Source organism: Streptomyces sp. NPDC005494 (assembly GCF_042872025.1).
Lineage (GTDB): Bacteria > Actinomycetota > Actinomycetes > Streptomycetales > Streptomycetaceae > Streptomyces.
Map to the genome: position 1 here is coordinate 383,599 of NZ_JBIAJR010000003.1, position 25,562 is coordinate 409,160.

The window sequence follows — 25,562 nt, forward strand, 5'->3', positions numbered from 1 at the left end:
AGTGCCCCTCTTGTAGTCAAAAGTGGACTCATGAGGAGGAAACCCATGCGCGGTGCCAAGAGCGCCAAGTGGGTCGCGGGAGCGGCAATCATCGCCCTGGCCGCGACTGCCTGTGGCGGGGGCAACGATGACGACAGCAGTAACTCTGCTTCGAAGGAGAAGGGCAAGCCTGAGGGCTACGTCTCCATCGACGTCGGCGAGCCGCAGAAGCCGCTGATCCCGGCCGACACGAACGAGTCGCTCGGCAGCTACGTCATCCAGTCGGTGTTCACCCAGCTCCTCGACTTCGACGCCGAGGGCAACATCGTCTACACGAACGCCGAGTCCGTGAAGTCGGACGACAACAAGACGTGGACGGTGAAGCTCAAGGCTGGCTGGAAGTTCCACGACGGCACCCCGGTCACGTCCGAGTCCTACATCAAGGCGTGGAACTGGTACGCGAACGTCAAGAACGCCCAGCAGAACGCGTTCTGGTTCGAGGACATCAAGGGCTACGCGGACGTCCACCCCGAGAAGGGTGACCCGAAGGCCACGGAGATGTCCGGCCTGAAGGCCGTCGACGACACGACCTTCACCATCGAGCTCAACAAGCCCGTGCCGTACTACGAGTACAAGCTCGGCTACACGACCTTCGCCCCGCTGCCGGAGGTGTTCTACAAGGACACCAAGGCGTTCGGCCAGGCGCCGGTCGGCAACGGTCCCTACATCTTCGAGAAGTGGGACCACAAGAAGCTCATCCAGGTCAAGGCCAACCCTGACTACCAGGGCCCGAACAAGGCCAAGAACAAGGGTGTCCTCTTCAAGAACTACGCGACCGTCGAGGCCGCGTACCAGGACCTGATCTCCGGCAACCTGGACATGATCCGCCAGGTCGGCCCGAAGGACCTGCCGAAGTACAAGCAGGACCTCGGCGACCGCGCGATCGACGAGCCGTACGCGGCCATCCAGTCGCTGGTCCCGACCTTCTACTCGAAGACCTTCAAGGACATCGACCCGAAGGTCCTCCAGGGTCTGTCGATGGCGATCGACCGTGACACGATCACCAAGACCGTGCTCAACGGCACCCGCAAGCCCGCCACCAGCTTCACGCCTCCGGGCGTCGCCGGTAACCAGGACCTGGGCACCGACGTGTTCAAGTTCGACGCGGCCAAGGCGAAGGCGCTCGTCACCGAGGGCGGCGGCGTTCCGGGCAACAAGATCTGGATCCAGTACAACGCCGACGGTGGTCACAAGGAGTGGGTGACCGCGGTCTGCGAGTCCATCCGCAACTCGACCGGGGTCGACTGCGTCCCGGACGCCAAGCCGGACTTCCAGACCGACCTGGAAGCGCGTGACAACGACGAGGTCAAGTCGATGTACCGCGGTGGCTGGGTCGCCGACTACCCGCTGAACGTCAACTTCATGCGGGAGCTGTACGGCACCACCGCCGAGGCCAACAACGGCCGGTTCTCCGACAAGGAGGTCGACGCGGCCTTCAAGAAGGGCGACAACGCGGCTTCCCTGGACGAGTCGATCAAGGCTTACCAGGACGCCGAGAAGCTCGTCCTCGAGAAGATGCCGGCGATCCCGCTCTGGGAGTACAAGACCAACGGTGGCTACTCGAAGTCGGTCGACAACGTGACCATCGACTTCCACGGTGACTACAACATCACCGAAGTCACGGTCGTCAAGTAACACACGCCTGAGGGCCCCCACTCGGCCATCAGCCGCCCACACCAGGCAGTAGGTCCCGGGGGCCGCTCTTCCTATCGGGAGAGCGGCCCCTGGGCTGCTTCATCCCCTATCGGAGGCAAACATGGGGCGTTACGTCGCGCGGCGACTGCTCCAGATGATCCCGGTCTTCCTCGGCTCGACCGCGCTGGTCTTCGCCATGATGTACGCGCTGCCCGGCGATCCCGTGCGCGCGCTCGCAGGCGAACAGGCCGTCGACCCCACGCAGATCGCGGAAATGAAGAAGGAGCTCGGGCTCGACCTGCCGCTCTGGCACCAGTACTGGAACTACCTGGTCAATCTGTTCCAGGGTGACTTCGGTACGCAGATAGCCAGCGGCCGGCCGGTCGCCGACATCATCTCCGAATCGTTCCCGATCACCGTCAGACTGGCCCTGTTTGCCTTCATCTTCACGGTTGTCGTCGGCATCTCCATGGGCATCTTCGCGGGTCTGAAGGCCGACACCCTGCGTGACCGCGGGCTGCTGGTCCTGACGCTCCTGCTCATCTCGGTGCCGTCGTTCGTACTCGGCTTCCTCGGCCAGTACTTCTTCGCCTTCCAGCTCGACTGGGTCGAGCCGAATGTGAGTCTGGAAGCGAGCTCCAGCGAGCTGATCCTGCCCGCCGTCGTGCTCGGGTCCCTGTCGCTCGCCTACGTGGCACGACTGACCCGTACCTCGGTCGCCGAGAACCTGCGCTCCGACTACATGCGCACCGCCGTGGCCAAGGGGCTGCCGCGCCGCCGCATCGTCGGAATCCACCTGATGCGCAACTCGATGATCCCCGTGGTCACGTTCCTCGGCACCGACCTCGGTGCCCTGCTCGGAGGAGCGGTCGTCACCGAGGGCATCTTCAACGTCAAGGGTGTCGGCTCCGCCGTCTTCGGCGCGCTCCGGCAGCGCGAAGGCGCCACCGTCGTCGGCATCGTGACGCTGATCGTCATCGTCTATCTCGTCGCCAGCCTGGTCGTCGACCTGCTCTACGCGGTCCTGGACCCGAGGATCCGTTATGCCTGAGACACTGAAGGAAGCCACCGCGGAGACCCCCGGGGCCGTGGCCGCACCCGTCGTCGCCACAGCCGTCGGCAAGCCCCGCAGCCTGTGGTCGGACGCCTGGCACGACCTGCGGCGCAGCCCGCTGTTCGTCGTCTCGGCCGTCCTGATCGTCTTCCTGCTGGTGATGGCCATATTCCCCGGCCTGTTCACCGGCGCCGACCCGCGCTACGCGGACCTGGCCCACCACTACCTGCAGAAGCCCAAGTGGGGGAACTTCTTCCAGGAAGACTGGTTCGGTTACGACATCCAGGGGCGTTCGATCTACGCGCGTGTCGTCTACGGCGCACGGGCCTCGATCACCGTCGCCGTCGTCGTCACCGCCCTGGTCACGATCCTCGGCACCGTCGTCGGCATGCTCGCCGGTTACTTCGGCGGCTGGATCGACACGATCCTGTCCCGGGTCACCGACATCTTCTTCGGCGTGCCCTTCATCCTCGGCGCGATGGTTGTCCTGACCTCGTTCGAGGAGCGGAAGATCTGGGTCGTCATCCTGGCTCTGGCCTTCCTCGGCTGGACCCAGATCGCCCGTGTCGCGCGCGGCTCCGTCCTGACGATCAAGCAGGCGGACTACGTGATGGCGGCCAAGGCGCTGGGCGCCTCGACCACCCGCATCCTGCTCCGGCACATCCTGCCCAACGCGATCGCCCCGGTGATCGTCGTCGCGACCATCGCGCTCGGCGGCTACATCTCGGCGGAGGCCACCCTGTCCTTCCTGGGCATCGGTCTCGCCGAGCCGACCGTGTCGTGGGGTGTCGACATCTCCTCCGGCCAGGAGCAGCTGCGTAACGCCGCGTTCGTGCTGATCATCCCGTCGGTCATGGTGTCGATCACCGTCCTGGCGTTCATCATGCTCGGCGATGCGGTACGCAACGCCCTCGACCCCAAGCTGCGCTGAGGGAGGCGTACATGACCATCATCGACAAGACGGCGGATGTTCCTGCTCCGCGTGGTTCGAACGACGAGAGCGGCCCGCTGCTCGAAGTCCGCGACCTGCACGTGGAGTTCCACACCCGCGACGGCATCGCCAAGGCCGTCAACGGAGTCAACTACAGCGTCAGCGCCGGCGAGACCCTCGCCGTGCTCGGCGAGTCCGGCTCCGGCAAGTCCGTGACCGCGCAGGCGATCATGGGCATCCTGGACATGCCCCCGGGCCGCATCCCGAAGGGGGAGATCCTCTTCCGCGGCCAGGACATGCTCAAGATGTCGGGCGAGGAGCGCCGGCAGATCCGCGGCCGGAAGATCGCGATGATCTTCCAGGACGCGCTGTCCTCGCTGAACCCGGTGCTCTCCGTGGGCTACCAGCTCGGCGAGATGTTCCGTGTCCACCAGGGCCTGTCCAAGAAGGACGCCAAGGCCAAGGCGATCGCACTGATGGACCGCGTGCGCATCCCGGCGGCGAAGGAGCGGGTCAACGACTACCCGCACCAGTTCTCCGGTGGTATGCGCCAGCGCATCATGATCGCCATGGCGCTGGCCCTGGAGCCCGACCTGATCATCGCGGACGAGCCCACCACGGCGCTCGACGTGACCGTCCAGGCACAGGTCATGGACCTCCTCGCGGAGCTCCAGCGCGACTTCAACATGGGCCTGATCCTGATCACGCACGACCTCGGCGTCGTCGCCGACGTCGCCGACAAGATCGCCGTGATGTACGCGGGCCGGATCGTCGAGACCGCCCCGGTCCACGAGATCTACAAGCGCCCCGCGCACCCGTACACCAAGGGTCTGCTGGAGTCGATCCCGCGCCTGGACCAGAAGGGCCAGGAGCTCTACGCGATCAAGGGCCTGCCGCCCAACCTGCTGCACGTGCCGTCCGGCTGCGCCTTCAACCCGCGCTGCACGATGGCGCAGGACATCTGCCGTACGGAGATCCCGGCCCTGCGCCCGGTGACCGAGCAGGACGGTACCGAGCTGGTCGGCCGCGGCAGCGCCTGCCACTTCTGGAAGGAGACGATCCATGGCTGAGCTCGACAAGGAGTCCGTGGACGCCACCCCGAACGTCACCGAAGTGGCGACGGTCAACGCGGCCACCGAGACGGAGGCCGTCGCGGCCCTCGACGCGCCGGTGTCGCAGGGGGAGCCGATCCTCCAGGTGCGCAACCTGGTCAAGCACTTCCCGCTGACCCAGGGCATCCTGTTCAAGAAGCAGGTCGGCGCGGTCAAGGCCGTCGACGGGATCTCGTTCGACCTGTACCAGGGCGAGACCCTCGGCATCGTGGGCGAGTCCGGCTGTGGCAAGTCCACGGTCGCCAAGCTCCTGATGACGCTGGAGCGGGCCACCGCGGGTGAGGTCTTCTACAAGGGCCAGGACATCACCAAGCTGTCCGGCCGTGCGCTGAAGGCCGTACGCCGCAACATCCAGATGGTGTTCCAGGACCCGTACACCTCGCTCAACCCGCGTATGACGGTCGGCGACATCATCGGGGAGACCTTCGAGATCCACCCCGAGGTGGCCCCGAAGGGCGAGCGTCGCCGCAAGGTGCAGGACCTCCTGGACGTCGTCGGTCTGAACCCGGAGTACATCAACCGCTATCCGCACCAGTTCTCCGGCGGTCAGCGCCAGCGCATCGGCATCGCCCGCGGCCTCGCGCTCAACCCGGAGATCATCATCTGCGACGAGCCGGTCTCCGCGCTCGACGTGTCGGTGCAGGCGCAGGTCATCAACCTGATGGAGAAGCTCCAGGACGAGTTCAACCTCTCCTACCTCTTCATCGCGCACGACCTGTCGATCGTCCGGCACATCTCGGACCGGGTCGGCGTCATGTACCTCGGCAAGATGGCCGAGATCGGTACGGACACGCAGATCTACGACCACCCGACGCACCCCTACACCCAGGCGCTGCTGTCGGCGGTCCCCGTCCCGGACCCGGATGCCCGTGAGGGCCGCGAGCGGATCATCCTCTCCGGTGACGTCCCGTCGCCGGCGAACCCGCCGTCGGGCTGCCGCTTCCGCACGCGGTGCTGGAAGGCGCAGGACAAGTGCGCCACCGAGGTGCCGCTGCTGGCGATCCCCGAGCGCTTCAAGGCCACGGACACGCCGGCCGCGCACGAGTCGGCGTGCCACTTCGCCGAGGAGAAGGACGTCGTGCACGCGGCCTAGTGCCGCCGAGAGCGACAAGGACGCCCGGTCCCCGTTGGGGGGCCGGGCGTCCTCGCGTTCCCGCGCCCTGTAGGGCGTACGGCGTAGGCCGACATGCGACGAAGTGTCATATGAGGTGATATGAGGCATTGAGCTACTCATGTGAACCCTAGGAGGCACTTCATGCGCGGAGCCACACAGGCCAGGTGGGCCGCATGCGCCGTCGCTGTCGCCCTGACGGCCACGGCCTGCGGCGGTGGGGACGACAGTGGCGGAGGTGGCGCCGACGGGATCGTGAGCTCGTCCTGGGGTGACCCGCAGAACCCCTTGGAGCCCGCGAACACCAACGAGGTGCAGGGCGGCAAGGTGCTCGACATGGTCTTCAGGGGCCTGGTGCGCTACAACCCCAAGACCGGCGAGGCCGAGAACGAGATCGCCGAGAAGATCGACAGCACGGACTCGCAGAACTTCACCATCACGATCAAGGACAACTGGACCTTCAGCAACGGCGAGAAGATCACGGCGAAGTCGTTCGTGGACGCGTGGAACTACGGCGCCGCCCTGAAGAACAACCAGAAGAACGCCTACTTCTTCCAGTACATCGACGGCTACGACAAGGTCCACCCCGAGTCGGGCTCGGCCAGTGCCGCCACCCTCTCCGGCCTCAAGGTGGTCGACGACACGACCTTCACGGTCAAGCTGTCGCAGAAGTTCTCGCTCTGGCCCGACACCCTCGGCTACGCGGCCTTCGTGCCGCTGCCCCAGGCCTTCTACGACGACCACGAGGCCTGGCTCTCCAAGCCGATCGGCAACGGGCCCTACACCATCGACCAGTACGCCAAGGGCTCGTCGATGAACCTGCGCAGGTGGGACGGCTACCCCGGCGCCGACAAGGCGCAGAACGGCGGCATCGACCTCAAGGTGTACACCGACAACAACACCGCCTACACCGACCTGACCGCGGGCAACCTGGACCTGGTCGACGACGTGCCCGCCTCGCAGCTCAAGAACGTCGCGGCGGACCTGGGCGACCGGTACATCAACACCCCGGCCGGCATCATCCAGACGCTCGCCTTCCCCTTCTACGAGAAGGCGTGGAACACCCCCGGCGCGGTCAAGGTCCGCCAGGGCCTGTCGATGGCGATCAACCGCCAGCAGATCACCGATCAGATCTTCCAGAAGACCCGCACCCCCGCCTCCGACTGGACCTCGCCGGTCCTCGGCGAGGAGGGCGGCTTCAAAAAAGGGCTCTGCGGCTCCCCGTGCGAGTACGACAAGGCGGCGGCCAAGAAGATGATCGAGGAGGGCGGCGGCATCCCCGGCGGCCAGCTCAAGATCTCGTACAACGCCGACACCGGCTCCCACAAGGAGTGGGTCGACGCGGTCTGCAACAGCATCAACAACGTCATGGGCGACAACAAGGCCTGCGTCGGCGGGCCCGTCGGCACCTTCGCCGACTTCCGCAGCCAGGTCTCCACCCAGAAGCTGACCGGTGCCTGGCGCGCGGGCTGGCAGATGGACTACCCGCTCATCCAGAACTTCCTCCAGCCGCTCTACTACACCAACGCCCCGTCCAACGACGGCAAGTGGAGCGACAAGAAGTTCGACGACCTGATCGACAAGGCCAACGCGGAGAGCGACAAGGCCAAGGCCGTCACCACCTTCCAGGACTCGGAGAAGGTCCTCGTCGAGCAGATGCCCGTCATCCCGCTCTGGTACCAGAACGGCAGCGCGGGCTACTCGGACCGGGTCGAGAACGTGTCACTGAACCCCTTCAGCGTCCCGGTGTACGACCAGATCAAGGTCAAGTGACCCCCTGAAGCCGGGGGCCGGTGCGGCACACCGCACCGGCCACCCGGCTTTCCGGTCCCCACGCCTGCTCGCCCAGGGGGCGTCCAGCCGGTCACGCAGGGCTCGCGGGGCCCGACCGGCCGGACACCTCCCCAACCCCCGGAGCCCTTCATGGGACGTTATGTGATCCGGCGGCTGCTGCAGATGATCCCCGTCTTCTTCGGCACCACGCTGTTGATCTTCCTCATGGTGAACGTGATGGGTGACCCCATCGCGGGCCTCTGCGGCGACCGCCAGTGCGACCCCGCGACCGCCGCCCAGCTGCGCACGGAGTTCGGCCTCGACAAGCCCGTGTGGCAGCAGTACCTGACCTACATGGGCAACATCTTCACCGGTGACTTCGGTACCGCGTTCAACGGTCAGCAGGTCACGGAGCTGATGGCCACGGCCTTCCCCATCACCATCCGGCTCACCATCGTGGCGATCGTGTTCGAGATCGTCATCGGCATCAGCCTCGGTGTCGTCACCGGGCTGCGGCGCGGCCGGCCCGTCGACACCGTCGTACTCATCCTGACCCTGGTCGTCATCGCCGTGCCGACCTTCGTCACCGGACTGCTGCTCCAGCTGCTCCTGGGAGTCGAGTGGGGCATCATCAAGCCCTCCGTCTCCCCGGAGGCACCGGTCGACGAACTCATCGTCCCGGGCCTCGTCCTGGCCTCCGTGTCGCTGGCCTACGTCACCCGGCTCACCCGCACCTCGATCGCGGAGAACGCCCGCGCCGACTACGTCCGGACCGCCGTGGCCAAAGGCCTTCCCCGCCGGCGGGTGGTCGTACGGCATCTGCTGCGCAACTCCCTGATCCCCGTCATCACCTTCATCGGCACGGACGTGGGCGCCCTGATGGGCGGGGCGATCGTCACCGAGCGCATCTTCAACATCCACGGAGTCGGCTACCAGCTCTACCAGGGCATCCTGCGCCAGAACTCCCAGACCGTCGTCGGGTTCGTCACCGTCCTGGTCCTCGTCTTCCTGGCGGCGAACCTGATCGTCGACCTCCTGTACGCCGTACTCGACCCGAGGATCCGCTATGCCTGAGCAGAAGCCGTGGGACGAGACGACGGGCAGCGGGGCCATCTCGGGAGCGGGTGCGGGCGGGGGCATGGACCTCGCGATGGACGAGGGCGTCACGCTGGAGAAGACGCCCGGAGGTCCCGAGGGCACCGGTCCCGCCGGCAAGCCGCGCAGTCTCTGGTCCGACGCCTGGCGGGACCTGCGCCGCAACCCCGTCTTCATCATCTCCGGGCTGGTCATCCTGTTCCTGGTGATCATCTCGATCTGGCCCTCGCTCATCACGGACCAGGACCCGCTCAACTGCGACCTGGCCAAGGCCCAGGAGGGTTCCCAGCCGGGGCACCCCTTCGGCTTCGACGGCCAGGGCTGCGACGTCTACACCCGCACCGTCTACGGCGCCCGCACCTCCGTGACCGTCGGCGTCCTCTCCACCGTCGGGGTGTCGCTGCTCGGCGGGGTGCTGGGCGGACTCGCGGGCTTCTTCGGCGGGGCGTGGGACGCCGTCCTCTCCCGCATCACGGACGTCTTCTTCGGCATCCCCGTGGTCCTCGGCGGGCTCGTCTTCCTGTCCGTCGTCACCAGCTCCACCGTCTGGCCCGTCATCGGCTTCATCGTGCTGCTGGGGTGGCCGCAGATCGCCCGTATCGCGCGCGGTTCCGTCATCACCGCCAAACAGAACGACTACGTCCAGGCGGCCAGGGCGCTGGGCGCCTCCAACCCGCGGATGATGCTGCGCCACATCATGCCCAACGCCATCGCGCCCGTCATCGTCGTCGCGACCATCGCCCTCGGGACCTACATCTCGCTGGAGGCGACCCTCTCGTACCTCGGCGTCGGCCTGAAGCCCCCGGCCGTCTCCTGGGGCATCGACATCTCCGCCGCCTCCCAGTACGTCCGCAACGCGCCGCACATGCTGCTCTGGCCCGCCGGAGCGCTGGCCGTCACCGTGCTCGCCTTCATCATGCTCGGCGACGCGGTGCGCGACGCCCTCGATCCCAAGCTGCGCTGAGGAGTCCGCTGCCATGTTGCTCGAAGTGCGCGATCTGCACGTGGAGTTCCACACCCGGGACGGGGTGGCCAAGGCCGTCAACGGGGTCAACTACTCGGTGGCCGAGGGCGAGACACTCGCCGTGCTCGGCGAGTCCGGCTCGGGCAAGTCCGTCACCGCCCAGGCGATCATGGGCATCCTCGACACCCCGCCCGGGAAGATCAGCGGGGGCGAGATCCTCTTCCAGGGCCGCGACCTGCTGGAGCTCAAGCCCGAGGAACGGCGCAGGGTCCGCGGCCAGGAGATGGCCATGATCTTCCAGGACGCGCTGTCCTCGCTGAACCCGGTGCTCAGCGTGGGAGAGCAGCTCGGCGAGATGTTCGTCGTGCACCGGGGGATGTCCCGGGGGGACGCCAAGGCCAAGGCCATCGAGCTGATGGACCGGGTGCGCATCCCGGCCGCCCGGGAACGGGTCGGCAACTTCCCGCACCAGTTCTCCGGCGGCATGCGCCAGCGCATCATGATCGCCATGGCGCTGGCGCTGGAGCCCGACCTGATCATCGCGGACGAGCCCACCACGGCGCTCGACGTGACCGTCCAGGCCCAGGTGATGGAGCTGCTCGCCGAGCTCCAGCGTGAGCTCAACATGGGGCTCATCCTCATCACCCACGACCTCGGCGTGGTGGCCGACGTCGCCGACAAGATCGCGGTCATGTACGCCGGCCGGATCGTCGAGACCTCGCCGGTCCACGACATCTACGAGGCGCCCGCACACCCGTACACCAAGGGCCTGCTGAGGTCGATCCCGCGCCTGGACCAGAAGGGCCGGGAGCTGTACGCGATCAAGGGGCTGCCGCCCAACCTGCTGCACATCCCGCCCGGCTGCGCCTTCCACCCCCGCTGCCCGATGGCCCAGGCCGTGTGCCGCACGGACGTGCCGCCGCTCTACACCGTGGACGAGGAACGCCGGAGCGCCTGCCACTTCTGGAAGGAGACGCTCGATGCACGCTGACGGAGCGGGACGCGGGGACGGCACAGGAGCGGTGGGCTCCACGCTGCTCTCCGAGGCGCGGGAGACGGGCCGCACGCGGCCGTACGCCGAGGGCGACCCGATCCTGGAGGTGCGCGGCCTGGTCAAGCACTACCCGCTCACCCGGGGCATCCTGTTCAAGAAGCAGATCGGTGCCGTCAAGGCCGTCGACGGCGTGGACTTCGACCTGGCGGCGGGCGAGACGCTCGGCATCGTGGGGGAGTCCGGCTGCGGCAAGTCGACCGTCGCCAAGATGCTGGTGCATCTGGAGCCGCCGACCGGGGGCTCGATCCGCTACAAGGGCGAGGACGTCACCCAGCTGTCCGGCCGCGCGCTGAAGGCCGTACGCCGCAACATCCAGATGGTGTTCCAGGACCCGTACACCTCGCTGAACCCGCGCATGACGGTCGGCGACATCATCGGGGAACCGTACGAGATCCACCCCGAGGTGGCCCCCAAGGGCAACCGCCGGCAGAAGGTGCAGGATCTGCTCGACGTCGTCGGGCTCAACCCGGAGTACATCAACCGTTATCCGCACCAGTTCTCCGGCGGTCAGCGCCAGCGCATCGGCATCGCCCGCGGCCTCGCGCTCAACCCCGAGATCATCGTCGCCGACGAGCCGGTCTCGGCCCTCGACGTGTCGGTCCAGGCCCAGGTGGTCAACCTGCTGGACCGGCTGCAGGCCGAGTTCAGCCTGAGCTTCCTCTTCATCGCGCACGACCTGTCGATCGTCCGGCACATCTCCGACCGGGTGGGCGTCATGTACCTCGGGCGGATCGTCGAGATCGGCACGGACGAGGAGATCTACGACCACCCCACGCACCCCTACACCCAGGCGCTGCTGTCCGCCGTGCCCGTGCCCGACCCGACGGCCCGGGACCACCGCGAGCGGATCATCCTGCACGGAGACGTCCCCTCGCCGGCGAACATCCCCTCCGGCTGCCGCTTCCGCACCCGCTGCTGGAAGGCGCAGGAGCGGTGCGAGCTGGAGGTGCCGCTGCTGGCGGTGCCGGCCGTCCTGAGGGACGTGGACTCACCGGCCCGGCACGACTCCGCATGCCACTTCGCCGAGGAGAAGCAGGTGGTGCCGCAGGAAGCGCCAGGGTGGGAGGCCACGCCGGGTCAGGAGGAGGCACCCGGGCCGGAGCAGGGGCAGGGGCTCCGGCGGGAGGACGGGTCCGGGCAGGGTGACGCGCCGGCCTCGCCGCCCACGGGTGAAACGGGCGACAAGGAATGATAAATGAGCCTCATTTTCGTTAACACGGAGGCAACTTGACCGTCGCGTCTCCGATATACGAACGCACCACCATGGACAAGGTACGGCCGTGCGGGTGCCGTGAACCGGCCGGGGCGTTCATCACGTCGCCCCGGCCGGTTACCCGTTCCCCCTGATTCCCAGAGGTCCCCTTGTCCAACGGCGGACCGCGGTGGAGTATCGCTGGGGTGATACTCACACGGGGAGCCAGAATCACCGGAGCGGTGCTGTGCGCCGTGCTCGCGGCCGTGGCCGCCGCCTGGATCGTGCGTGACCTGCGCGCCGTCGGCGATCCCACGGATCTGCTGCGCTACTGGGCCGGCTACAGCGACGCCCGGCCGGACCGGCTCCCCGCCACCACGCAGACCGACGTGGTGCTGCTCGTGGTGAGCGTCCTCGTCCTTGTCGCCGCGCTCCGCTCATCGATCGCGGCCTCCGCGCTGGTCGTCACCGGTGTGGTCACCCTCGTCCTGCGGCTGCCCGGTGTCCGGACCGTCGGAGCGTCCTGGATGGACGGACGCTTCAGCGACGAGCTGCGCACCCGCGCCCTCGTGGGCACCTTCGCCGTCCTGGCGGCGGGTCTCGCGCTCGTCATCACCGGCGCGGCCGGGCGCAGGCAGCCCGAGGACTCCTACGAGCCGCTGCCGACCCGGCCCGGGCAGGCGGCGGGCGTCACGGCCTTCCTGCTGCTCGGCGCCTCGGGGGCCGTCCTGCTCGCCTGGGAGGTCCGGCAGTTCTTCACGCTGCCCGACGCGCTCTACCCGGACTGGTTCATCGGCGGACGCGCCATCCCGATGGGGCTCACCGACGCGCCGCCCGGCTGGGGGAACGTGGCCCTGGCCACGGTCTGCCTCGTGGTGGCCTGGACCGCGCTCTTCCGGGCCGTCCACGCACGACCGCTGGGCATGATCGCCGCGGCCTTCCTGCTGGTCTCGGGAGGCTCCGGGATCGCGCGCGCCTTCCACCACCGGCTGCTGGACCGCTTCGGCGACCTCGGGGCGGAGTACCAGCTCATCGTGCTCACCTCGTTCCTGCTCGCCTTCACCGGGGCCGTCGTCCTGCTCGTCCTGGCCCGCCGGGGCTTCGAGAGCACTGGCGCGGGGGACCAGGGGTACGGCGGCTACGGCTACCCGCAGACCGGTGCGCAGGGTTACGGCTACCCGCACACCGATGCGCAGGGTTACGGCTACCCGCCGGGCGGGACCCCCGGCTACGGCTACCCGCAGACGGGCGCACCCGGACACGGCCACCCCTCGGGCCCGGCCCCCGGCTACGGCTACCCGCAGGGCGGCGGCCAGGGGTCGTCCCCGCCGCCCTCCTCGCCGCCGCCCAGCTGGTGAGCGCCCCGCCTACGCCCGGACCAGGCCCAGGGACCGCTTGAGGAAGTCGACCTGGAGCAGCAGCAGGTTCTCGGCGACCTGCTCCTGCGGCGTCATGTGCGTCACCCCGCTCAGCGGCAGCACCTCGTGCGGGCGGCCGGCGGACAGCAGCGCGGAGGAGAGCCGCAACGCGTGCGCCACCACCACGTTGTCGTCGGCCAGGCCGTGGACGATCATCATCGGCCGCGCCTCGCCGGCCGGGGCGGAGAGCCCTTCGTCGGTGACGAGCGAGTTGCGGGCGTACACCTCGGGCTGCTCGGAGGGATCGCCGAGATAGCGCTCGGTGTAGTGGGTGTCGTACAGCCGCCAGTCCGTGACCGGTGCGCCGACCACCGCCGCGTGGAAGACGTCCGGGCGCCGCAGCACCGCGAGTGCCGAGAGGTAGCCGCCGTACGACCAGCCCCGCATCGCCACCTTGGAGAGGTCCAGGGGGAAGCTGCCGGCCAGCCCGTGCAGCGCCTCGACCTGGTCGTCGAGACTGAGGGTCAGATCGTCCCTGACCGCCTTCTCCCAGGCCGGGGAGCGGCCCGGAGCACCCCGGCCGTCCGCGACGATCACGGCGAAACCGTGGTCCGCGAACCACTGGGACGTGAGGTGCGCATTGTGCGCGGCCACCACCCGGCGGCCGTGCGGGCCGCCGTACGGATCCATCAGGACGGGAAGCGGACCGTCCGACTCCTCATAGCCGGTGGGGAGCAACACGGCGCACGGGATGCGCCGTGCGCCCCCCTCCGTCAGCCGGACCCGGGCCCGCAGCGACGGCTCCTGGGCGAGACTCGCCACGGTGGCGATCCGCTTGCCGTCCCGCAGGACCTGTACGTCCGCTCCGGGCCTCTCCGGGGACGCCGAGACCAGCACGGTCACCCCGCCCGCGCGCACCGCGGAGTGCACCCCCGGGCCCTCGCTGACGCGCTCCACGCCCAGCTCGTTGACCCGGTACACATGGCTCTGTCCCGTCTCCGGATCCGCCGCGTCCTCGCCCGCCGTGGCCTGGACCAGGATGTCCGACCCTCCGATGTCCAGCACCGCCTGGACGTGCAGCCGGCCGCCGGTCAGCAGCCGGTCGCCCACCGAGAGCACGCGCGCCCCGCCCTCGTCGGCGACCCGGACGAGCTGCCCGTCAGGAGCCCACGCCGGGACTCCGGCGAAAAGATCGAGCCAGATCCCGTCCTCGTCCACATGTACGGTCCGCGTCGCGCCGCTCTCCGTGTCGACGGCCAGATAGAGCTGACTGCGCTGGTCACGGGCCTGCACCAGGAGCAGCGGTGCGCCGTGCGAGGACCAGTGGACCCGAGCCAGATAGGGAAAGCGCGACCGGTCCCAGACAACCTCCGTGCGTGCCCCCTCCAGATCCGTCAGGAAGAGACGCACCTCGGCGTTGGCCGTCCCCGCCGCCGGATACGCCATCTCGGAGGGCTTGCTGCCCGGGTGCGCGGGATCGGCGATCCACCACCGCTGCACGGCGCTGTCGTCGGCCCGGGCGACGAGCAGGCGCTCCGAGTCCGGCGACCACCAGAAGCCCCGGTAGCGGCTCATCTCCTCGGCGGCGACGAACTCCGCCAGGCCGTAGGAGACATGCGCCTCCTCCGGCTCGGCGAGCGCACGGTCCCCCTCGCCCTCGGCGCCCACCACGCGCAGCGCGCCGCGGGAGACGTAGGCGATGTGCCGGCCGTCGGGGGAGGGGCGCGGATCGATCACCGGGCCGGGTACGGGCAGGGCGCGCGCCGTGCCCGCCCTCAACTCGGCGACGTACACCTTGCCGGAGAGCGCGAAGGCCGCCAACTCGGCCGCCTCGTCGACCGCGTAGCCCACGATGCCCGCCGAACCCTCCCGGGTCCGCTCGCGCCTGGCCCGCTCCTGCGGCGACAGTCTCTCGGCCGAACCGCCCAGCAGGGTGGCCGGATCGGCGGCGACCCGCTCCTCGCCCGTCGCGGTGTCGAGGACCATGAGCCGGTTCGCGCGGTCGGTGCCCGAGGACGACCGGAGGAAGACCACCCTCGTCCCATCCGGTGAGACCGTGAAGGCGCGAGGTGCGCCGAGAGTGAACCGCTGGGTCCGGGCGTGCTGGCGGGGAAAAGACAGCTTCTGCGAGGTCATGGCCCCGAACCTAGCCCGCGGCGGCCGGTCCGTGCGCCCCTCGTGCTGCTGTGCCCCGATCAATGCGTCGGCACGGATAGTTATGATCCGTAGCGCTCGGTGGGTATGAACCTGCTGGCTCCATGTGTGCTGCCTGTCCCGACCGTACTGATGGAGGTGAACCGCCGTGGCACTCTCGATTTCGGCGGTGGTGCTGCTGGCGATCGTCGTCTTCCTGCTGATCCGGAAATCCGGACTGAAGGGCGGACACGCGGTGGTCTGCATGTTGCTCGGGTTCTATCTCGCGAGCTCTTCGATCGCACCGACCATCTCGGAGGTGACGTCGAACGTGGCAGGAATGATCGGGGGCATCAAGTTCTGACGGGCGGCCCGGGCGGCCGGGACACCGTGGGGCGGTCCGTGCGGGGGACGGTCTGCTCGTAGGGTGGTCCCATGAAGGACCTTCCCGGCCGCCGTCTGCTCCTGGTGCACGCGCACCCCGACGACGAGTCGATCAACAACGGCGCCACGATGGCCAGGTACGCGGCCGAGGGCGCCCACGTCGCGCTGGTGACCTGCACCCTCGGCGAGGAGGGCGAGGTCATCCCGCCCGGCCTGGCGCACCTGGCCGGGGACCGGGACGGCGGCCTGGGCGACCATCGCGTCGGTGAACTCGCCGCCGCGATGCGGGAGCTCGGGGTGAGCGACCACCGCTTCCTGGGCGGCCCCGGCACCTACCGCGACTCCGGGATGATGGGCACGGAGCAGAACGACCGGCCCGGCGCCTTCTGGGCCGCCGACCTCGACGAGGCCGCCGGGCACCTCGTCGGCGTGATCCGGGCCCTGCGCCCCCAGGTGCTGGTGACCTACGACCCGGACGGCGGCTACGGCCACCCCGACCACATCCAGGCGCACCGCGTCGCGATGCGCGCCGCGGACCTGGCCGCCGACCCCGCCCACGAGGACGGCGCGGCCCCGCACACCGTCGCCAAGATCTACTGGAACCGGGTGCCCCGGTCCGTGGCGGAGGAGGGCTTCGCCAGGCTGCGGGAGACCGCCCCGGACGCCTTCCCCGGGATCGCCGCGATCGACGACGTACCCGGAGTGGTGGACGACGCGGAGATCACCACGGAGATCGACGGGACCGGCTACGCGGAGGCGAAGACCGCCGCGATGCGGGCACACGCCACCCAGATCGCCGTCGACGGCCCGTTCTTCGCTCTTTCGAACGATCTCGGGCAGCCCGTCTTCACGACCGAGTACTACCAATTGGTGCGGGGCGTCCGTGGCGTGGACCATGGTGAGCGGGAGCGCGACCTCTTCGCGGGCCTGACCGACGCGCCCCTCGCACCGGGAGCACAGACATGAGCAGCAGGCAGAGGCAGCGCGCCTCGTCGCAGTCGCCGCGCACCAACGCCCCGCCCAGGAGCCCCGGTCCCACCGGACTCGCCGCGCCCCCGAACCCCCGGCGTATCCCGCTGTACGCCGGACTCGCGGTGCTCGGCGCGGCCGTCGGGCTCGCGGGCACCCTCGTCCAGGCGGCTCTGTTCCCGGGCGGGTTGCTGCTCGCGCTCGCCGCGTCGGCAGGGCTGTTCTACGGCGGCCGGGTGCTGACCCGTACACAGCTCGGCGCGCTGGTACCGGCCGTCGGCTGGTTCATCGCCGTCGTCCTCCTCCTCGGAGGGCGTCCCGAGGGCGACTTCGTCTTCGGCGCCGAACTCGGCCTCGCGCTCTTCATGCTCGGGGGGATGGCCGCCGCTGTGATGTGTGCCACGATGTCGCGGCTGCCGTATCCGGCCAACGGCACCGGTGGAACCGGCGCGTGATGTGGTATGTCCCGCTCCCGGTTGTCCCTCCGCGCGGCGGTGGGTGCATCCTTGATTCCCCCGGGCGCGGAGAGTCTTACGGCGGCGGCCAGTATGGTGGTGCGCGCGCCGAGCCGTCCCCTGGCCTGCGGCACGGGGGAAGTACGGGCGGCGGAGCCAATCGGGAGAACCTGCTTTGAGTCGTGAAACTGACAGTTCGTCCTCCGGGCCCCAGGGGCGCGGCGGAGCCGCGTACCCGTCGGGTACGCCGCCGTACGGATCACGCCAGTATCCGTCGCTGCACCCGTCTCAGGAGGGGGCGGAGGGGACTCCGGAGTCTGCGGATCCGCCTCAGCCCGAGGAGCCCAGAACCGAGACGACGCTGACGACACGTATCCGGATCAACATCCCGGGTTCGCGTCCGATCCCGCCTGTCGTCATGCGTACGCCCATGAGTGACACCGATCCCACCGGGGGCCGTCCGGCCACCGAGCGGACCGGCAGCACCCCGAGGCCCGGCGCTCCCGTGCCGTCGCCCGCCGGCCCGCCCGGCGGTTCCGGCCCGGAGCCGCGTGACGGTGGTCCCGTCGCCGAGGCACCGGCCGAGAAGCCCGCGAAGGAGAAGAGCGGCAGCGACTGGTTCGCCCCGCGCAAGGCGCCGGCACCCGTCGCCGGTGCGGCGACCCCGGGCTCCGCTCCGGGCACGCCCGGCCAGGGCGCCGGTGCTCCGGCCCCGGGCGGCCCTTCGGCCGGAGGGCCTGCTTCCGGCCCCGCGCCGACGCCGCCCCGCACGGACGCGCCCTACTTCCCTGACGGCCCGCAGGGTCCCGGCGATCCCGGTGCACGCCAGGGCGGCAGCGCCCTCGACGCGCTCGGCGCGGGCGGCCCCGGCGGCTCGCGTCCCACGCCGAACCTCGGTACGAGGCCGCCCGGCGGTCCCGGCCCCTCCGGGCCCACCACCGGCCCGGTCACGGGCAGTTCGGCGCTGACCCCCAACCTCGACGGCTTCCCCGGCGGCGGCCGGCCGGGCCCCTCCGGCGCCCGCCCCGGCGGACCCGGCGGCGAACCGCCCAGGATGTCGGACGACACCGCGATCCTGACGCCGCAGGCTCCGGCACCCGGCCCGGGCTCCGGTACCGGCGGGAACGTCTCCGGCGACACGCTCACCAGCGGGATCCCCGTCATCCCGCCGGACTCGCGCGATGCCCGCTCCCCGTTCCCCGGCGGCCCCGGCGGGCTGCGGCCCGAGGGCCCCGCAGGCGGCGGCCCCGCGGATCCGGCCACGCCGGCCCCCGCCCCCCGGCCCGCGCCCCAGGCCGCCGCGCCCGCCAAGAAGGGCCGCTCCAAGCTGGTCCTCCTGGGCGTGGCCGTCTTCGTGCTGCTCGGCGTGGCCTACGGCGCGGGACTGCTGCTGAACCACTCCGAGGTACCCAAGGGCACCACCGTGCTCGGCGTCGACATCGGCGGCGGGACGAAGGAGGAGGCGGTCACCAAGCTGGAGGCCGCGCTCGGCAAGCGTGCCGAGACGCCGCTCCAGCTGTCCGTGGACGGCAAGAAGGAGAAGCTCGCCCCCGAGAAGGCGGGCCTGACCCTGGACAGCCAGGAGACCGTGCGCGGCGCCGCGGGCAGCGACTACAACCCGGTCTCGGTGATCGGCTCCCTGTTCGGCGGGGCACGCCCCGCCGACCCGGTGATCCCGGTCGACGAGGAGAAGCTCGGGGTCGCGCTGACCGACCTGGCGGGTGTCTCCGGCTCCGCCAGCGACGGCACGATCAAGTTCGAGCCGAACAAGGCCGTCGCCGTACCGGGCAAGCCGGGCAAGTCGCTGGACGTCAACCGGTCGATGATCTCCGTACGTGACGCCTATCGCGCACAGGTGCAGACCGGAGAGCCGGCCGTCGTCGAACTGCCCGTCGCCGCAACCGAACCCACCATCACCCAGGCCGAACTCGACCGGGCGATGAAGGAGTTCGCCGAGCCGGCGATGTCGGGTCTGGTGACCATCAAGGCCGGGCCCAAGCAGATCGACTTCGGCCCCGCGAGGTCGCTGCCGCAGATCCTGTCCATGAAGCCGGTGGACGGCAAGCTGGTCGCGGTCTACGACAAGAAGGCGATCGAGACCCTGCTCGACGGCGTCTTCGACGGCATCATGATCACCAAGGGTGACGGCAAGCAGTACCCCGTCAGCGCCGACGACGTGGCTCACGCCATGCAGGGCGCGCTGCTCGGCAAGACGCCTGCCGAACGCACCGTCGCGATCGAGCTGAACGGCGAGGGCTGACCGGCCTGGCAGTACCGTACGGCCCCGCCCCCGCCCGGACCTCTCCGGGCGGGGGCGGCGCCGTACGGTGGCGATGTGCGACAGTGCGGGTCCGTCCATGAGGAGTTGGCCGCGGGGCCGCTCGGGGAGGAGACCCATCGATGTCGACCCTGTGGAGTCTGACGATCGACTGCGCGCACCCGAAGGCCCTGGCGGCCTTCTGGGCATCGGCGCTGGGGTACGTGGAGAAGCCCCCGCCCGCCGGGTTCGCCGACTGGCAGCAGTGGTTCGCCCACCACGAGGTCCCGGAGGAGGAGTGGGACGACGGTGCCTATCTCTGTGATCCGGACGGCCACGGCCCGAACCTGTCCTTCATGAAGGTCCCGGAGCCGAAGACCGTGAAGAACCGGCTGCACCTGGACGTGCAGGCCGGAGGGGGGCGTGAGACGCCCTGGGAGACCCGGTGGCCCCGGGTGGCCGAGGCGGTCGAGCGGCTGACAGCCGCCGGTGCGACCGTCGTCCGGGAGTACGAGTCGCAGGGCCGGCCCGACCACGTCATGATGGCCGATCCGGAGGGCCACGAGTTCTGCGTGCTCTGAGGACGGCCGAGTGGTGCGTGCGCCGAGGGCGGCTGAGTGGTGCGTGCTTTGAGGGCGGCCGAGTAGCGCGTGCGCCGAGGACGGCTGAAGGACGCGCGTACCAATGCGGTCGTCACGCTCATGCGCGCCTCCGCGTTCCCCATGCGGCCAGAATACGGCAGCCGCGGTCACCCGCCTGGTTCGCGGTACGAATTACCGGAGGGAGAACCTCTGGCGGAGCCGTCGGTGAATTCCTCGGCGGAGCCGGGCCTAATTGAGAAGGGCCCTCGCGGCCTGGGCCCGGTGGCGGATGGCCTCCGCCGCCGTCGGCTCGATGCCGTCGACGATCTCGGCGTACTCGTCCATCTCCGCGGCGCCGCGCAGGAACTCCCCGCGCTGTACGAGGAGCTGGGCCCGCTCGTAGCGGAGCCTGGCCGGGTGCGAGGGCAGCAGCAGGGAGAGTTCGAGCGCCCACAGCGCGACGTCCGTGCGCTCGGGCCGTGCCGACGCCCAGGCCCGGATGTTGTTCAGGACGCGCAGCACGGTCTCCAGGGGCCTGGCCGGCACCGGCGCCGAGGCCTCCGGCGGGACCCCGGTCGCGCCCGTCACCAGCAGGTCCGCGTCCTCGCCGGTCAGCGGCGCGCCGCCGGCGAAGGGATCGGCGAGCACCCGCTCGGCCGGGTCACCGAAACCGACCACGTAATGACCGGGGAGCGCCAGGCCGTACACGGGTGCGCCGGCCCTGCGGGCGACCTCGATCCAGACGACGGACAGCAGGATCGGCAGCCCTCTGCGCCGCCGCAGCACCTGCTGGAGCACCGAGGAGTCCAGCCGCTGGTAGTCCTGGGACGATCCACCGAAACCGCAGCGCTCGCCGAGCAGTTCCGCGAGTGCCGAGGCCCAGGCGCGGGGGCCGCGCGCCCCGTACGGGAGGAGGCCCGCCAGCCGGTCCAGTTCGATCTGCGCCGCGTCGACGCCGTGCGGATCGGGGTCCCCGGCCGTCGCCGGGAACGCCTCCGCGCCCAGCAGGAGACAGAGCAGCGCGAGGTCCGGCCGCTCGGCGCGCGCCTCTTCGGCGAACCGCTGCCGGCGTCCGGCCGTGCCGGGATCATCGGTGCTCATGTGTGACACGTACCCCTGCTGCTGTCTCCGTCACGCGGGCCGGAAGTGGTGGTAACTGTGATGGGTGGCGAAGCCCATGCGCTCGTACAGCGCACCGGCCCCTTCATTGTCCGTCTCGACCTGGAGCCATGCGGCCGAGGCGCCTTCGTCCAGCGCGGTGCGGGCCAGGGCCGCCATGACGGCTGTCGCGAGGCCCCGGCGGCGGTACTCAGGGCCCACCTCGACGGCCATGAAGCCCGCCCAGCGGCCGTCGGCCACGCAGCGCCCGATCGCGGCCGGCGGTCCCGCCGGATCATCGCCCGGCACGGAGGCGAACCACACCGACGGGCCGCTGTTCAGCACCTTCAGCACATGGGGCCCCGGGGTCTCGAAGCGCTGGTAGCGCGAGAGCCACGCGTCGTCCGTCGTGCGGGACACGCGTACGGCGGTGACGTCCGCGTCCAGGTCCCCGATCGGTGCCAGCGCCGCGATCCGGAGGTCGGCCGTCACCTCGCGGTGCCACCCGTGCTCCTCCAGGCCCGCGCACAGCAGCTCCTGCGTGCCCTCGGCGCCCGTCGCGGCCTGGACGTAGGCCGGCAGGCCGCGTTCGCCGTACCAGTGGCGGACCCGTTCGAGCGCGTCGCCGAGCGGGAGCCCCGGATCGCCGAGCGGCAGCACCGAGTTGGCACGGCGGGTGAATCCGGCCGAAGCGCGCAGCCGCCACCCGCCCAGCGTCTCGCTCTCCACCGGCTGCCAGGCACGCGCGGTGACCAGGGCGAGTTCCGCGAAGGACGCGGCCGGCCCCCGGCGGCGAGCGGGCGCGGGCGGCACCACCTTGCCCGCCACGAGCGCGGATTCCGCGATGTGGACGCTCTCGCCGTTCTTCGTCGTGACGGAGAGCACTCCGGCGTCCCACGATGTGAGAACGCCGACCGTGTCGGTGAACTTGGCGCTCTGGCCAGGGGCATCGACGGCGCGCCGGATCGAGACGCGTTTACCCACGTCAGCAGCTGTCATGCGAACCTCGAGCTGTCCGCCCATGGTGAATTCCACAGCTCTGTACGCCCCTCCTGTTCGGATCGTGCCCCGGAACGGAGATACTAGGTGGCGGGCATCGACGACGCCGCGCTCCCGCGCGAGAGCCAACGCCCTACCGAGGAGGAACGACAGCGTGACCTACGTCATCGCGCAGCCTTGTGTCGACGTGAAGGACAAGGCCTGCATCGAAGAGTGCCCCGTCGACTGCATCTACGAGGGCTCACGGTCCTTGTACATCCATCCGGACGAATGCGTCGACTGCGGAGCCTGTGAGCCGGTCTGCCCGGTCGAGGCCATCTTCTACGAGGACGACACCCCGGAGGAGTGGAAGGACTACTACAAGGCCAACGTCGAGTTCTTCGACGACCTCGGCTCGCCGGGTGGTGCGTCCAAGCTGGGTCTCATCGAGCGCGACCACGCGTTCATCGCCGCGCTGCCGCCGCAGAACCAGTAGCAGCGGCCGCACGAGCGCCGCCCGGCCCCGTACGGCTCGTCACCGTACGGGGCCGACGTGTTTCCGGCAGCCATGCCCCCGTACGAGAAAGCAGAGTTCCGTGTCCGCAGCAGTTCCCGTGTCGTCCCGTCTCCCCGTCTTCCCCTGGGACAAGCTCGCGCCCTACAAGGCGACGGCCGTCGCCCACCCGGACGGTCTCGTGGACCTGTCCGTCGGCACGCCCGTCGACCCGGTGCCCGAGCTGATCCAGCGGGCGCTGGTCGCCGCTGCCGACAGCCCGGGCTATCCGACGGTGTGGGGGACCGAGGCGCTGCGTGACGCCCTGACCGGGTGGGTGGAGCGCCGGCTGGGCGCGGTGGGCGTCCGGCACGAGAACGTGCTGCCGGTCGTCGGCTCCAAGGAACTGGTCGCCTGGCTGCCCACGCAGCTCGGCCTCGGCGCGGGCGACAAGGTGGCCTACCCTCGGCTCGCCTACCCGACGTACGAGGTCGGCGCCCGGCTCTGCGGCGCCGAGCCCGTCGTCTACGACGACCCGACGGAGCTGGACCTCGAGGGGCTCAGGCTGCTCTGGCTCAACTCGCCGTCCAACCCGACGGGCCGGGTGCTCCCGCAGGACGAGCTGACCCGGATCGTCGCCTGGGCGCGCGAGCACGGGGTGCTGGTCTTCAGCGACGAGTGCTACCTGGAGCTCGGCTGGGAGGCGGAGCCCGTCTCCGTGCTCCACGAGGACGTCTGCGGCGGGACGTACGAGGGCATCGTGGCCGTCCACTCGCTCTCCAAGCGCTCCAACCTCGCGGGATACCGCGCGGCCTTCGTCGCCGGAGACGCGGCGGTGCTCGGCGAACTGCTCCAGATCCGCAAGCACGGCGGGATGATGACCCCGGCCCCCGTCCAGGCGGCCACGGTCGCGGCCCTGGGCGACGACACGCACGTGGCGGAGCAGCGCGAGCGCTACGCACGGCGCCGTACGGTGCTGCGCGCCGCGCTGGAGGCCCACGGCTTCCGGATCGAGCACAGCGAGGCGAGCCTGTACCTCTGGGCCACGCGGGACGAGCCGTGCTGGGAGACCGTGGCGCATCTGGCCGAGCTCGGCATCCTGGTGGCGCCCGGCGACTTCTACGGCCCCGCCGGGGGCCACTTCGTGCGGGTGGCGCTGACGGCCACGGACGAGCGGGTGGACGCGGCGGTCAAGCGGCTTTCGTAGAGCTGCCGCGGGGGCGAGGCCGGGGTGCCCGCCCGGAGGTGTGCCGAGGGGCCTCGGGAGTGCGCACTCCCGAGGCCCCTTCGTGTCCGTGCGGCGCGCGTGCCGGCGGATCAGCCGATCGGCAGGCCCTTGGCCGGCAGGCTGTCGGAAGCCAGCTCGCCGTCGGTCACGGTGCCGGCCTTCTCCAGGGTCTTGCCCGCGGCGGGCAGGGTCGTGCCGACCACCTTGCCGCCGGTCTCGTTCGCGACCTCGGAGCCCTGCTTCGCGGTGGAGTCCACCGTGCTGCTGAGACCGGCGCCGTCGAGCGAGGTGAGGCCGCCGAGCGCGGGGGTCTGCGGCAGCCCCGCGGCGCCCGCGGCACCGGCCGCGCCGACCACGGGGGCCGCACCCGCGGCGATCAGCAGCGCGGCACGGGCGATCCGACGGGTCAGGGGGAGGGACATGATGCTCCTTCGGCGGGACGTCGACAGTGTCGTGGCAGATGTGGAATCTGCCTGTCCGGTTGATCGGACGCACTGAACAACAGGCCGGGGGGCGGGGAAGGTTGCGGGGCACCGAGGTAAAGAGTCGGTAATGCGTCAGATAATCCGCAATGGAGGAACCCGGGCGAACGGGGCATGCGTCGAGGGCCTGATGAACCGTCCCTCCCCTTTACGCGTAAGGAAATACAGGGCTCGGCGGGGGCGGGGGATCGGCCGCTCGGGCAGTGGTTCGGGGCGGTGGCGTACGGCCCGTACGGATGACGGCCCGTACTACTGAGCGAGCCGCATTCGGACGGTGCCGCGGGCCGATTCCGAACGCTCGCTGCGCCAGCCCGTGTCACCGGTCCATATCCGGCCGTCGTACGAGACCTCCTCGATCCGCAGCGTGCCGGCCCGGGCGACCGCCCAGTGGGCGAGCTCCCAGCCGCGCCGGGAGGCCGAATCGTCCCCGGCCCGCACGGGCACCGACACCGTGCTCGCGGCAGCGGCGCCCGCCGACCTCGTGGAGGGCAGGACGTCCTTGCCGAAGGCGCGTACCAGGTCCGCCCGCACCTCGGCCGCGTCCCCCGGGCCCGCGCCCGGCTCCGTCGACAGCGAGCAGGTCAGCGAGGCGGGCGCGCGCCCGGTCAGGGCGGCGGACAGCAGGGTGGCGTCCGGCTCGTGCTTGGCGTACGCCTGCGGGAAGCCGCTCTTCTGGACGCGCTGGGCCGCGACGGTCAGCGGCAGCCGCGAGTAGCCGGGGACCTCGGCGAGGTGCTCGTAGAACTTCCCGGCCGAGTAGACCGGGTCCATGATCTGCTTCGGCGTTCCCCAGCCCTGTGAAGGGCGCTGCTGGAAGAGCCCGAGCGAGTCCCGGTCGCCGTGGTCGATGTTGCGCAGGGCGGACTCCTGGAGAGCGGTCGCCAGCGCGATCGTCACCGCGCGCTCCGGCAGCCCGCGCGTCATGCCCACGGCGGAGATCGTCGCGGCGTTGGCGGCCTGGTCGGGAGACAGCTCGTACGTGCGCCCCTCGCCCCCGTCGGCCGGGCCCACGGTGCAGCGGGGAGCCCCTTTGTAGCCGGAGAGGTACTGCACGGCCAGATAGCCGGCCAGGGCCACGAGCACGGCGAAGGCGGCCATGACTCGGAAGAGGAGGCTGCGGCGGGGAGCGGAGGTGGTCCGGGGCACGGGGCCAACCGTACTGGAGGGTACGACGGGGGCCGAGACC

Annotated in this window: 23 protein-coding genes; 18 read left to right on the plus strand and 5 right to left on the minus strand. The window is 70.2% G+C overall.

The window, feature by feature from the left end; all coding sequences use genetic code 11:
* Positions 1–45 precede the first annotated feature (45 nt).
* The 11 genes from ACFYQ6_RS11680 to ACFYQ6_RS11730 all read left to right on the plus strand — a co-directional run bounded on the left by ACFYQ6_RS11680 (position 46) and on the right by ACFYQ6_RS11730 (position 13,318).
* Positions 46–1,674 carry an ABC transporter substrate-binding protein gene (locus ACFYQ6_RS11680; RefSeq protein WP_361580065.1) on the plus strand — a complete coding sequence of 543 codons (1,629 nt, stop codon included), beginning with the start codon at positions 46–48 and terminating at the stop codon, positions 1,672–1,674.
* Positions 1,675–1,795: 121 nt separating this feature from the next.
* Positions 1,796–2,725, plus strand: a complete 930-nt coding sequence (locus ACFYQ6_RS11685; protein ID WP_361580067.1) for an ABC transporter permease — start codon at positions 1,796–1,798, stop codon at positions 2,723–2,725.
* Complete coding sequence (locus ACFYQ6_RS11690) at positions 2,718–3,659, plus strand: ABC transporter permease (protein ID WP_361580069.1); 942 nt, start codon at positions 2,718–2,720, stop codon at positions 3,657–3,659. Before ACFYQ6_RS11685 ends, ACFYQ6_RS11690 begins: the two co-directional genes overlap by 8 nt.
* Before the next feature lie 11 nt (positions 3,660–3,670).
* Positions 3,671–4,729 carry an ABC transporter ATP-binding protein gene (locus tag ACFYQ6_RS11695; RefSeq protein WP_361580071.1) on the plus strand — a complete coding sequence of 353 codons (1,059 nt, stop codon included), beginning with the start codon at positions 3,671–3,673 and terminating at the stop codon, positions 4,727–4,729.
* The gene (locus ACFYQ6_RS11700; RefSeq protein WP_361580073.1) at positions 4,722–5,864 is read left to right on the plus strand and encodes a dipeptide ABC transporter ATP-binding protein; all 1,143 of its coding nucleotides are present in this window, start codon (positions 4,722–4,724) and stop codon (positions 5,862–5,864) included. Before ACFYQ6_RS11695 ends, ACFYQ6_RS11700 begins: the two co-directional genes overlap by 8 nt.
* A gap of 162 nt (positions 5,865–6,026) precedes the next feature.
* Positions 6,027–7,655, plus strand: a complete 1,629-nt coding sequence (locus tag ACFYQ6_RS11705; RefSeq protein WP_361580075.1) for an ABC transporter substrate-binding protein — start codon at positions 6,027–6,029, stop codon at positions 7,653–7,655.
* 150 nt (positions 7,656–7,805) lie between these two features.
* On the plus strand, positions 7,806–8,729 hold the full coding sequence (locus ACFYQ6_RS11710; RefSeq protein WP_361580077.1) for an ABC transporter permease: 924 nt from the start codon (positions 7,806–7,808) through the stop codon (positions 8,727–8,729).
* On the plus strand, positions 8,722–9,714 hold the full coding sequence (locus ACFYQ6_RS11715; RefSeq protein WP_361580079.1) for an ABC transporter permease: 993 nt from the start codon (positions 8,722–8,724) through the stop codon (positions 9,712–9,714). The genes ACFYQ6_RS11710 and ACFYQ6_RS11715 overlap by 8 nt, the downstream gene beginning before the upstream one ends.
* 13 nt (positions 9,715–9,727) lie before the next feature.
* The gene (locus tag ACFYQ6_RS11720; RefSeq protein WP_388762687.1) at positions 9,728–10,705 is read left to right on the plus strand and encodes an ABC transporter ATP-binding protein; all 978 of its coding nucleotides are present in this window, start codon (positions 9,728–9,730) and stop codon (positions 10,703–10,705) included.
* Complete coding sequence (locus ACFYQ6_RS11725; RefSeq protein ID WP_361580083.1) at positions 10,695–11,960, plus strand: dipeptide ABC transporter ATP-binding protein; 1,266 nt, start codon at positions 10,695–10,697, stop codon at positions 11,958–11,960. Before ACFYQ6_RS11720 ends, ACFYQ6_RS11725 begins: the two co-directional genes overlap by 11 nt.
* A gap of 206 nt (positions 11,961–12,166) precedes the next feature.
* Complete coding sequence (locus tag ACFYQ6_RS11730) at positions 12,167–13,318, plus strand: hypothetical protein (protein WP_388762691.1); 1,152 nt, start codon at positions 12,167–12,169, stop codon at positions 13,316–13,318.
* Between the two features lie 9 nt (positions 13,319–13,327).
* Here the strand turns inward: ACFYQ6_RS11730 and ACFYQ6_RS11735 are convergent, their stop codons facing one another.
* Positions 13,328–15,454 carry a prolyl oligopeptidase family serine peptidase gene (locus tag ACFYQ6_RS11735; RefSeq protein WP_361580087.1) on the minus strand — a complete coding sequence of 709 codons (2,127 nt, stop codon included), beginning with the start codon at positions 15,452–15,454 and terminating at the stop codon, positions 13,328–13,330.
* A gap of 166 nt (positions 15,455–15,620) precedes the next feature.
* Here ACFYQ6_RS11735 and ACFYQ6_RS11740 point away from each other — a divergent pair, with 166 nt between their 5' ends.
* The 5 genes from ACFYQ6_RS11740 (at position 15,621) to ACFYQ6_RS11760 (ending at position 20,097) form a co-directional block, all read left to right on the plus strand.
* Positions 15,621–15,815, plus strand: a complete 195-nt coding sequence (locus ACFYQ6_RS11740) for a hypothetical protein (protein WP_014154257.1) — start codon at positions 15,621–15,623, stop codon at positions 15,813–15,815.
* A gap of 71 nt (positions 15,816–15,886) precedes the next feature.
* Positions 15,887–16,801 carry an N-acetyl-1-D-myo-inositol-2-amino-2-deoxy-alpha-D-glucopyranoside deacetylase gene (gene mshB, locus ACFYQ6_RS11745; RefSeq protein ID WP_361580089.1) on the plus strand — a complete coding sequence of 305 codons (915 nt, stop codon included), beginning with the start codon at positions 15,887–15,889 and terminating at the stop codon, positions 16,799–16,801.
* A complete protein-coding gene (locus ACFYQ6_RS11750; RefSeq protein WP_361580091.1) occupies positions 16,798–17,259 on the plus strand; it encodes a DUF6113 family protein in 462 nt (153 codons plus the stop codon). Before mshB ends, ACFYQ6_RS11750 begins: the two co-directional genes overlap by 4 nt.
* Before the next feature lie 430 nt (positions 17,260–17,689).
* Positions 17,690–19,519, plus strand: coding sequence for a hypothetical protein (locus ACFYQ6_RS11755; protein ID WP_388762695.1), 1,830 nt, complete (start codon positions 17,690–17,692; stop codon positions 19,517–19,519).
* Between the two features lie 140 nt (positions 19,520–19,659).
* Complete coding sequence (locus ACFYQ6_RS11760) at positions 19,660–20,097, plus strand: VOC family protein (RefSeq protein WP_361580095.1); 438 nt, start codon at positions 19,660–19,662, stop codon at positions 20,095–20,097.
* Positions 20,098–20,346: 249 nt separating this feature from the next.
* On the opposite strand, the gene ACFYQ6_RS11765 is transcribed toward ACFYQ6_RS11760, so the two are convergent.
* Positions 20,347–21,198 carry a transglutaminase-like domain-containing protein gene (locus ACFYQ6_RS11765; protein WP_361580097.1) on the minus strand — a complete coding sequence of 284 codons (852 nt, stop codon included), beginning with the start codon at positions 21,196–21,198 and terminating at the stop codon, positions 20,347–20,349.
* A gap of 30 nt (positions 21,199–21,228) precedes the next feature.
* Entirely contained in the window at positions 21,229–22,230 is a 1,002-nt protein-coding gene (locus tag ACFYQ6_RS11770; RefSeq protein WP_361580099.1) for a GNAT family N-acetyltransferase, read from the minus strand.
* A 118-nt stretch (positions 22,231–22,348) separates the two neighbouring features.
* Here ACFYQ6_RS11770 and fdxA point away from each other — a divergent pair, with 118 nt between their 5' ends.
* On the plus strand, positions 22,349–22,669 hold the full coding sequence (gene fdxA / locus ACFYQ6_RS11775) for a ferredoxin (protein WP_014154250.1): 321 nt from the start codon (positions 22,349–22,351) through the stop codon (positions 22,667–22,669).
* 100 nt (positions 22,670–22,769) lie between these two features.
* Entirely contained in the window at positions 22,770–23,873 is a 1,104-nt protein-coding gene (gene dapC, locus ACFYQ6_RS11780) for a succinyldiaminopimelate transaminase (protein WP_388762699.1), read from the plus strand.
* 110 nt (positions 23,874–23,983) lie between these two features.
* On the opposite strand, the gene ACFYQ6_RS11785 is transcribed toward dapC, so the two are convergent.
* Positions 23,984–24,316: an ATP-binding protein gene (locus ACFYQ6_RS11785; protein WP_356737956.1), complete on the minus strand. Its 333-nt coding sequence runs from the start codon at positions 24,314–24,316 to the stop codon at positions 23,984–23,986.
* 309 nt (positions 24,317–24,625) lie between these two features.
* The gene (locus ACFYQ6_RS11790) at positions 24,626–25,522 is read right to left on the minus strand and encodes a hypothetical protein (protein WP_361580103.1); all 897 of its coding nucleotides are present in this window, start codon (positions 25,520–25,522) and stop codon (positions 24,626–24,628) included.
* Positions 25,523–25,562 lie beyond the last annotated feature (40 nt).

What these genes read in the sequence shown, in the direction of transcription:
- ACFYQ6_RS11680 (WP_361580065.1), top strand. Translation starts at nt 46, where the DNA reads ATGCGCGGTGCCAAGAGCGCCAAGTGGGTCGCGGGAGCGGCAATCATC.
- ACFYQ6_RS11685 (WP_361580067.1), top strand. Translation starts at nt 1,796, where the DNA reads ATGGGGCGTTACGTCGCGCGGCGACTGCTCCAGATGATCCCGGTCTTC.
- ACFYQ6_RS11690 (WP_361580069.1), top strand. Translation starts at nt 2,718, where the DNA reads ATGCCTGAGACACTGAAGGAAGCCACCGCGGAGACCCCCGGGGCCGTG.
- ACFYQ6_RS11695 (WP_361580071.1), top strand. Translation starts at nt 3,671, where the DNA reads ATGACCATCATCGACAAGACGGCGGATGTTCCTGCTCCGCGTGGTTCG.
- ACFYQ6_RS11700 (WP_361580073.1), top strand. Translation starts at nt 4,722, where the DNA reads ATGGCTGAGCTCGACAAGGAGTCCGTGGACGCCACCCCGAACGTCACC.
- ACFYQ6_RS11705 (WP_361580075.1), top strand. Translation starts at nt 6,027, where the DNA reads ATGCGCGGAGCCACACAGGCCAGGTGGGCCGCATGCGCCGTCGCTGTC.
- ACFYQ6_RS11710 (WP_361580077.1), top strand. Translation starts at nt 7,806, where the DNA reads ATGGGACGTTATGTGATCCGGCGGCTGCTGCAGATGATCCCCGTCTTC.
- ACFYQ6_RS11715 (WP_361580079.1), top strand. Translation starts at nt 8,722, where the DNA reads ATGCCTGAGCAGAAGCCGTGGGACGAGACGACGGGCAGCGGGGCCATC.
- ACFYQ6_RS11720 (WP_388762687.1), top strand. Translation starts at nt 9,728, where the DNA reads ATGTTGCTCGAAGTGCGCGATCTGCACGTGGAGTTCCACACCCGGGAC.
- ACFYQ6_RS11725 (WP_361580083.1), top strand. Translation starts at nt 10,695, where the DNA reads ATGCACGCTGACGGAGCGGGACGCGGGGACGGCACAGGAGCGGTGGGC.
- ACFYQ6_RS11735 (WP_361580087.1), bottom strand. Translation starts at nt 15,454, where the DNA reads ATGACCTCGCAGAAGCTGTCTTTTCCCCGCCAGCACGCCCGGACCCAG.
- mshB (WP_361580089.1), top strand. Translation starts at nt 15,887, where the DNA reads ATGAAGGACCTTCCCGGCCGCCGTCTGCTCCTGGTGCACGCGCACCCC.
- ACFYQ6_RS11750 (WP_361580091.1), top strand. Translation starts at nt 16,798, where the DNA reads ATGAGCAGCAGGCAGAGGCAGCGCGCCTCGTCGCAGTCGCCGCGCACC.
- ACFYQ6_RS11755 (WP_388762695.1), top strand. Translation starts at nt 17,690, where the DNA reads ATGAGTGACACCGATCCCACCGGGGGCCGTCCGGCCACCGAGCGGACC.
- ACFYQ6_RS11760 (WP_361580095.1), top strand. Translation starts at nt 19,660, where the DNA reads ATGTCGACCCTGTGGAGTCTGACGATCGACTGCGCGCACCCGAAGGCC.
- ACFYQ6_RS11765 (WP_361580097.1), bottom strand. Translation starts at nt 21,198, where the DNA reads ATGAGCACCGATGATCCCGGCACGGCCGGACGCCGGCAGCGGTTCGCC.
- ACFYQ6_RS11785 (WP_356737956.1), bottom strand. Translation starts at nt 24,316, where the DNA reads ATGTCCCTCCCCCTGACCCGTCGGATCGCCCGTGCCGCGCTGCTGATC.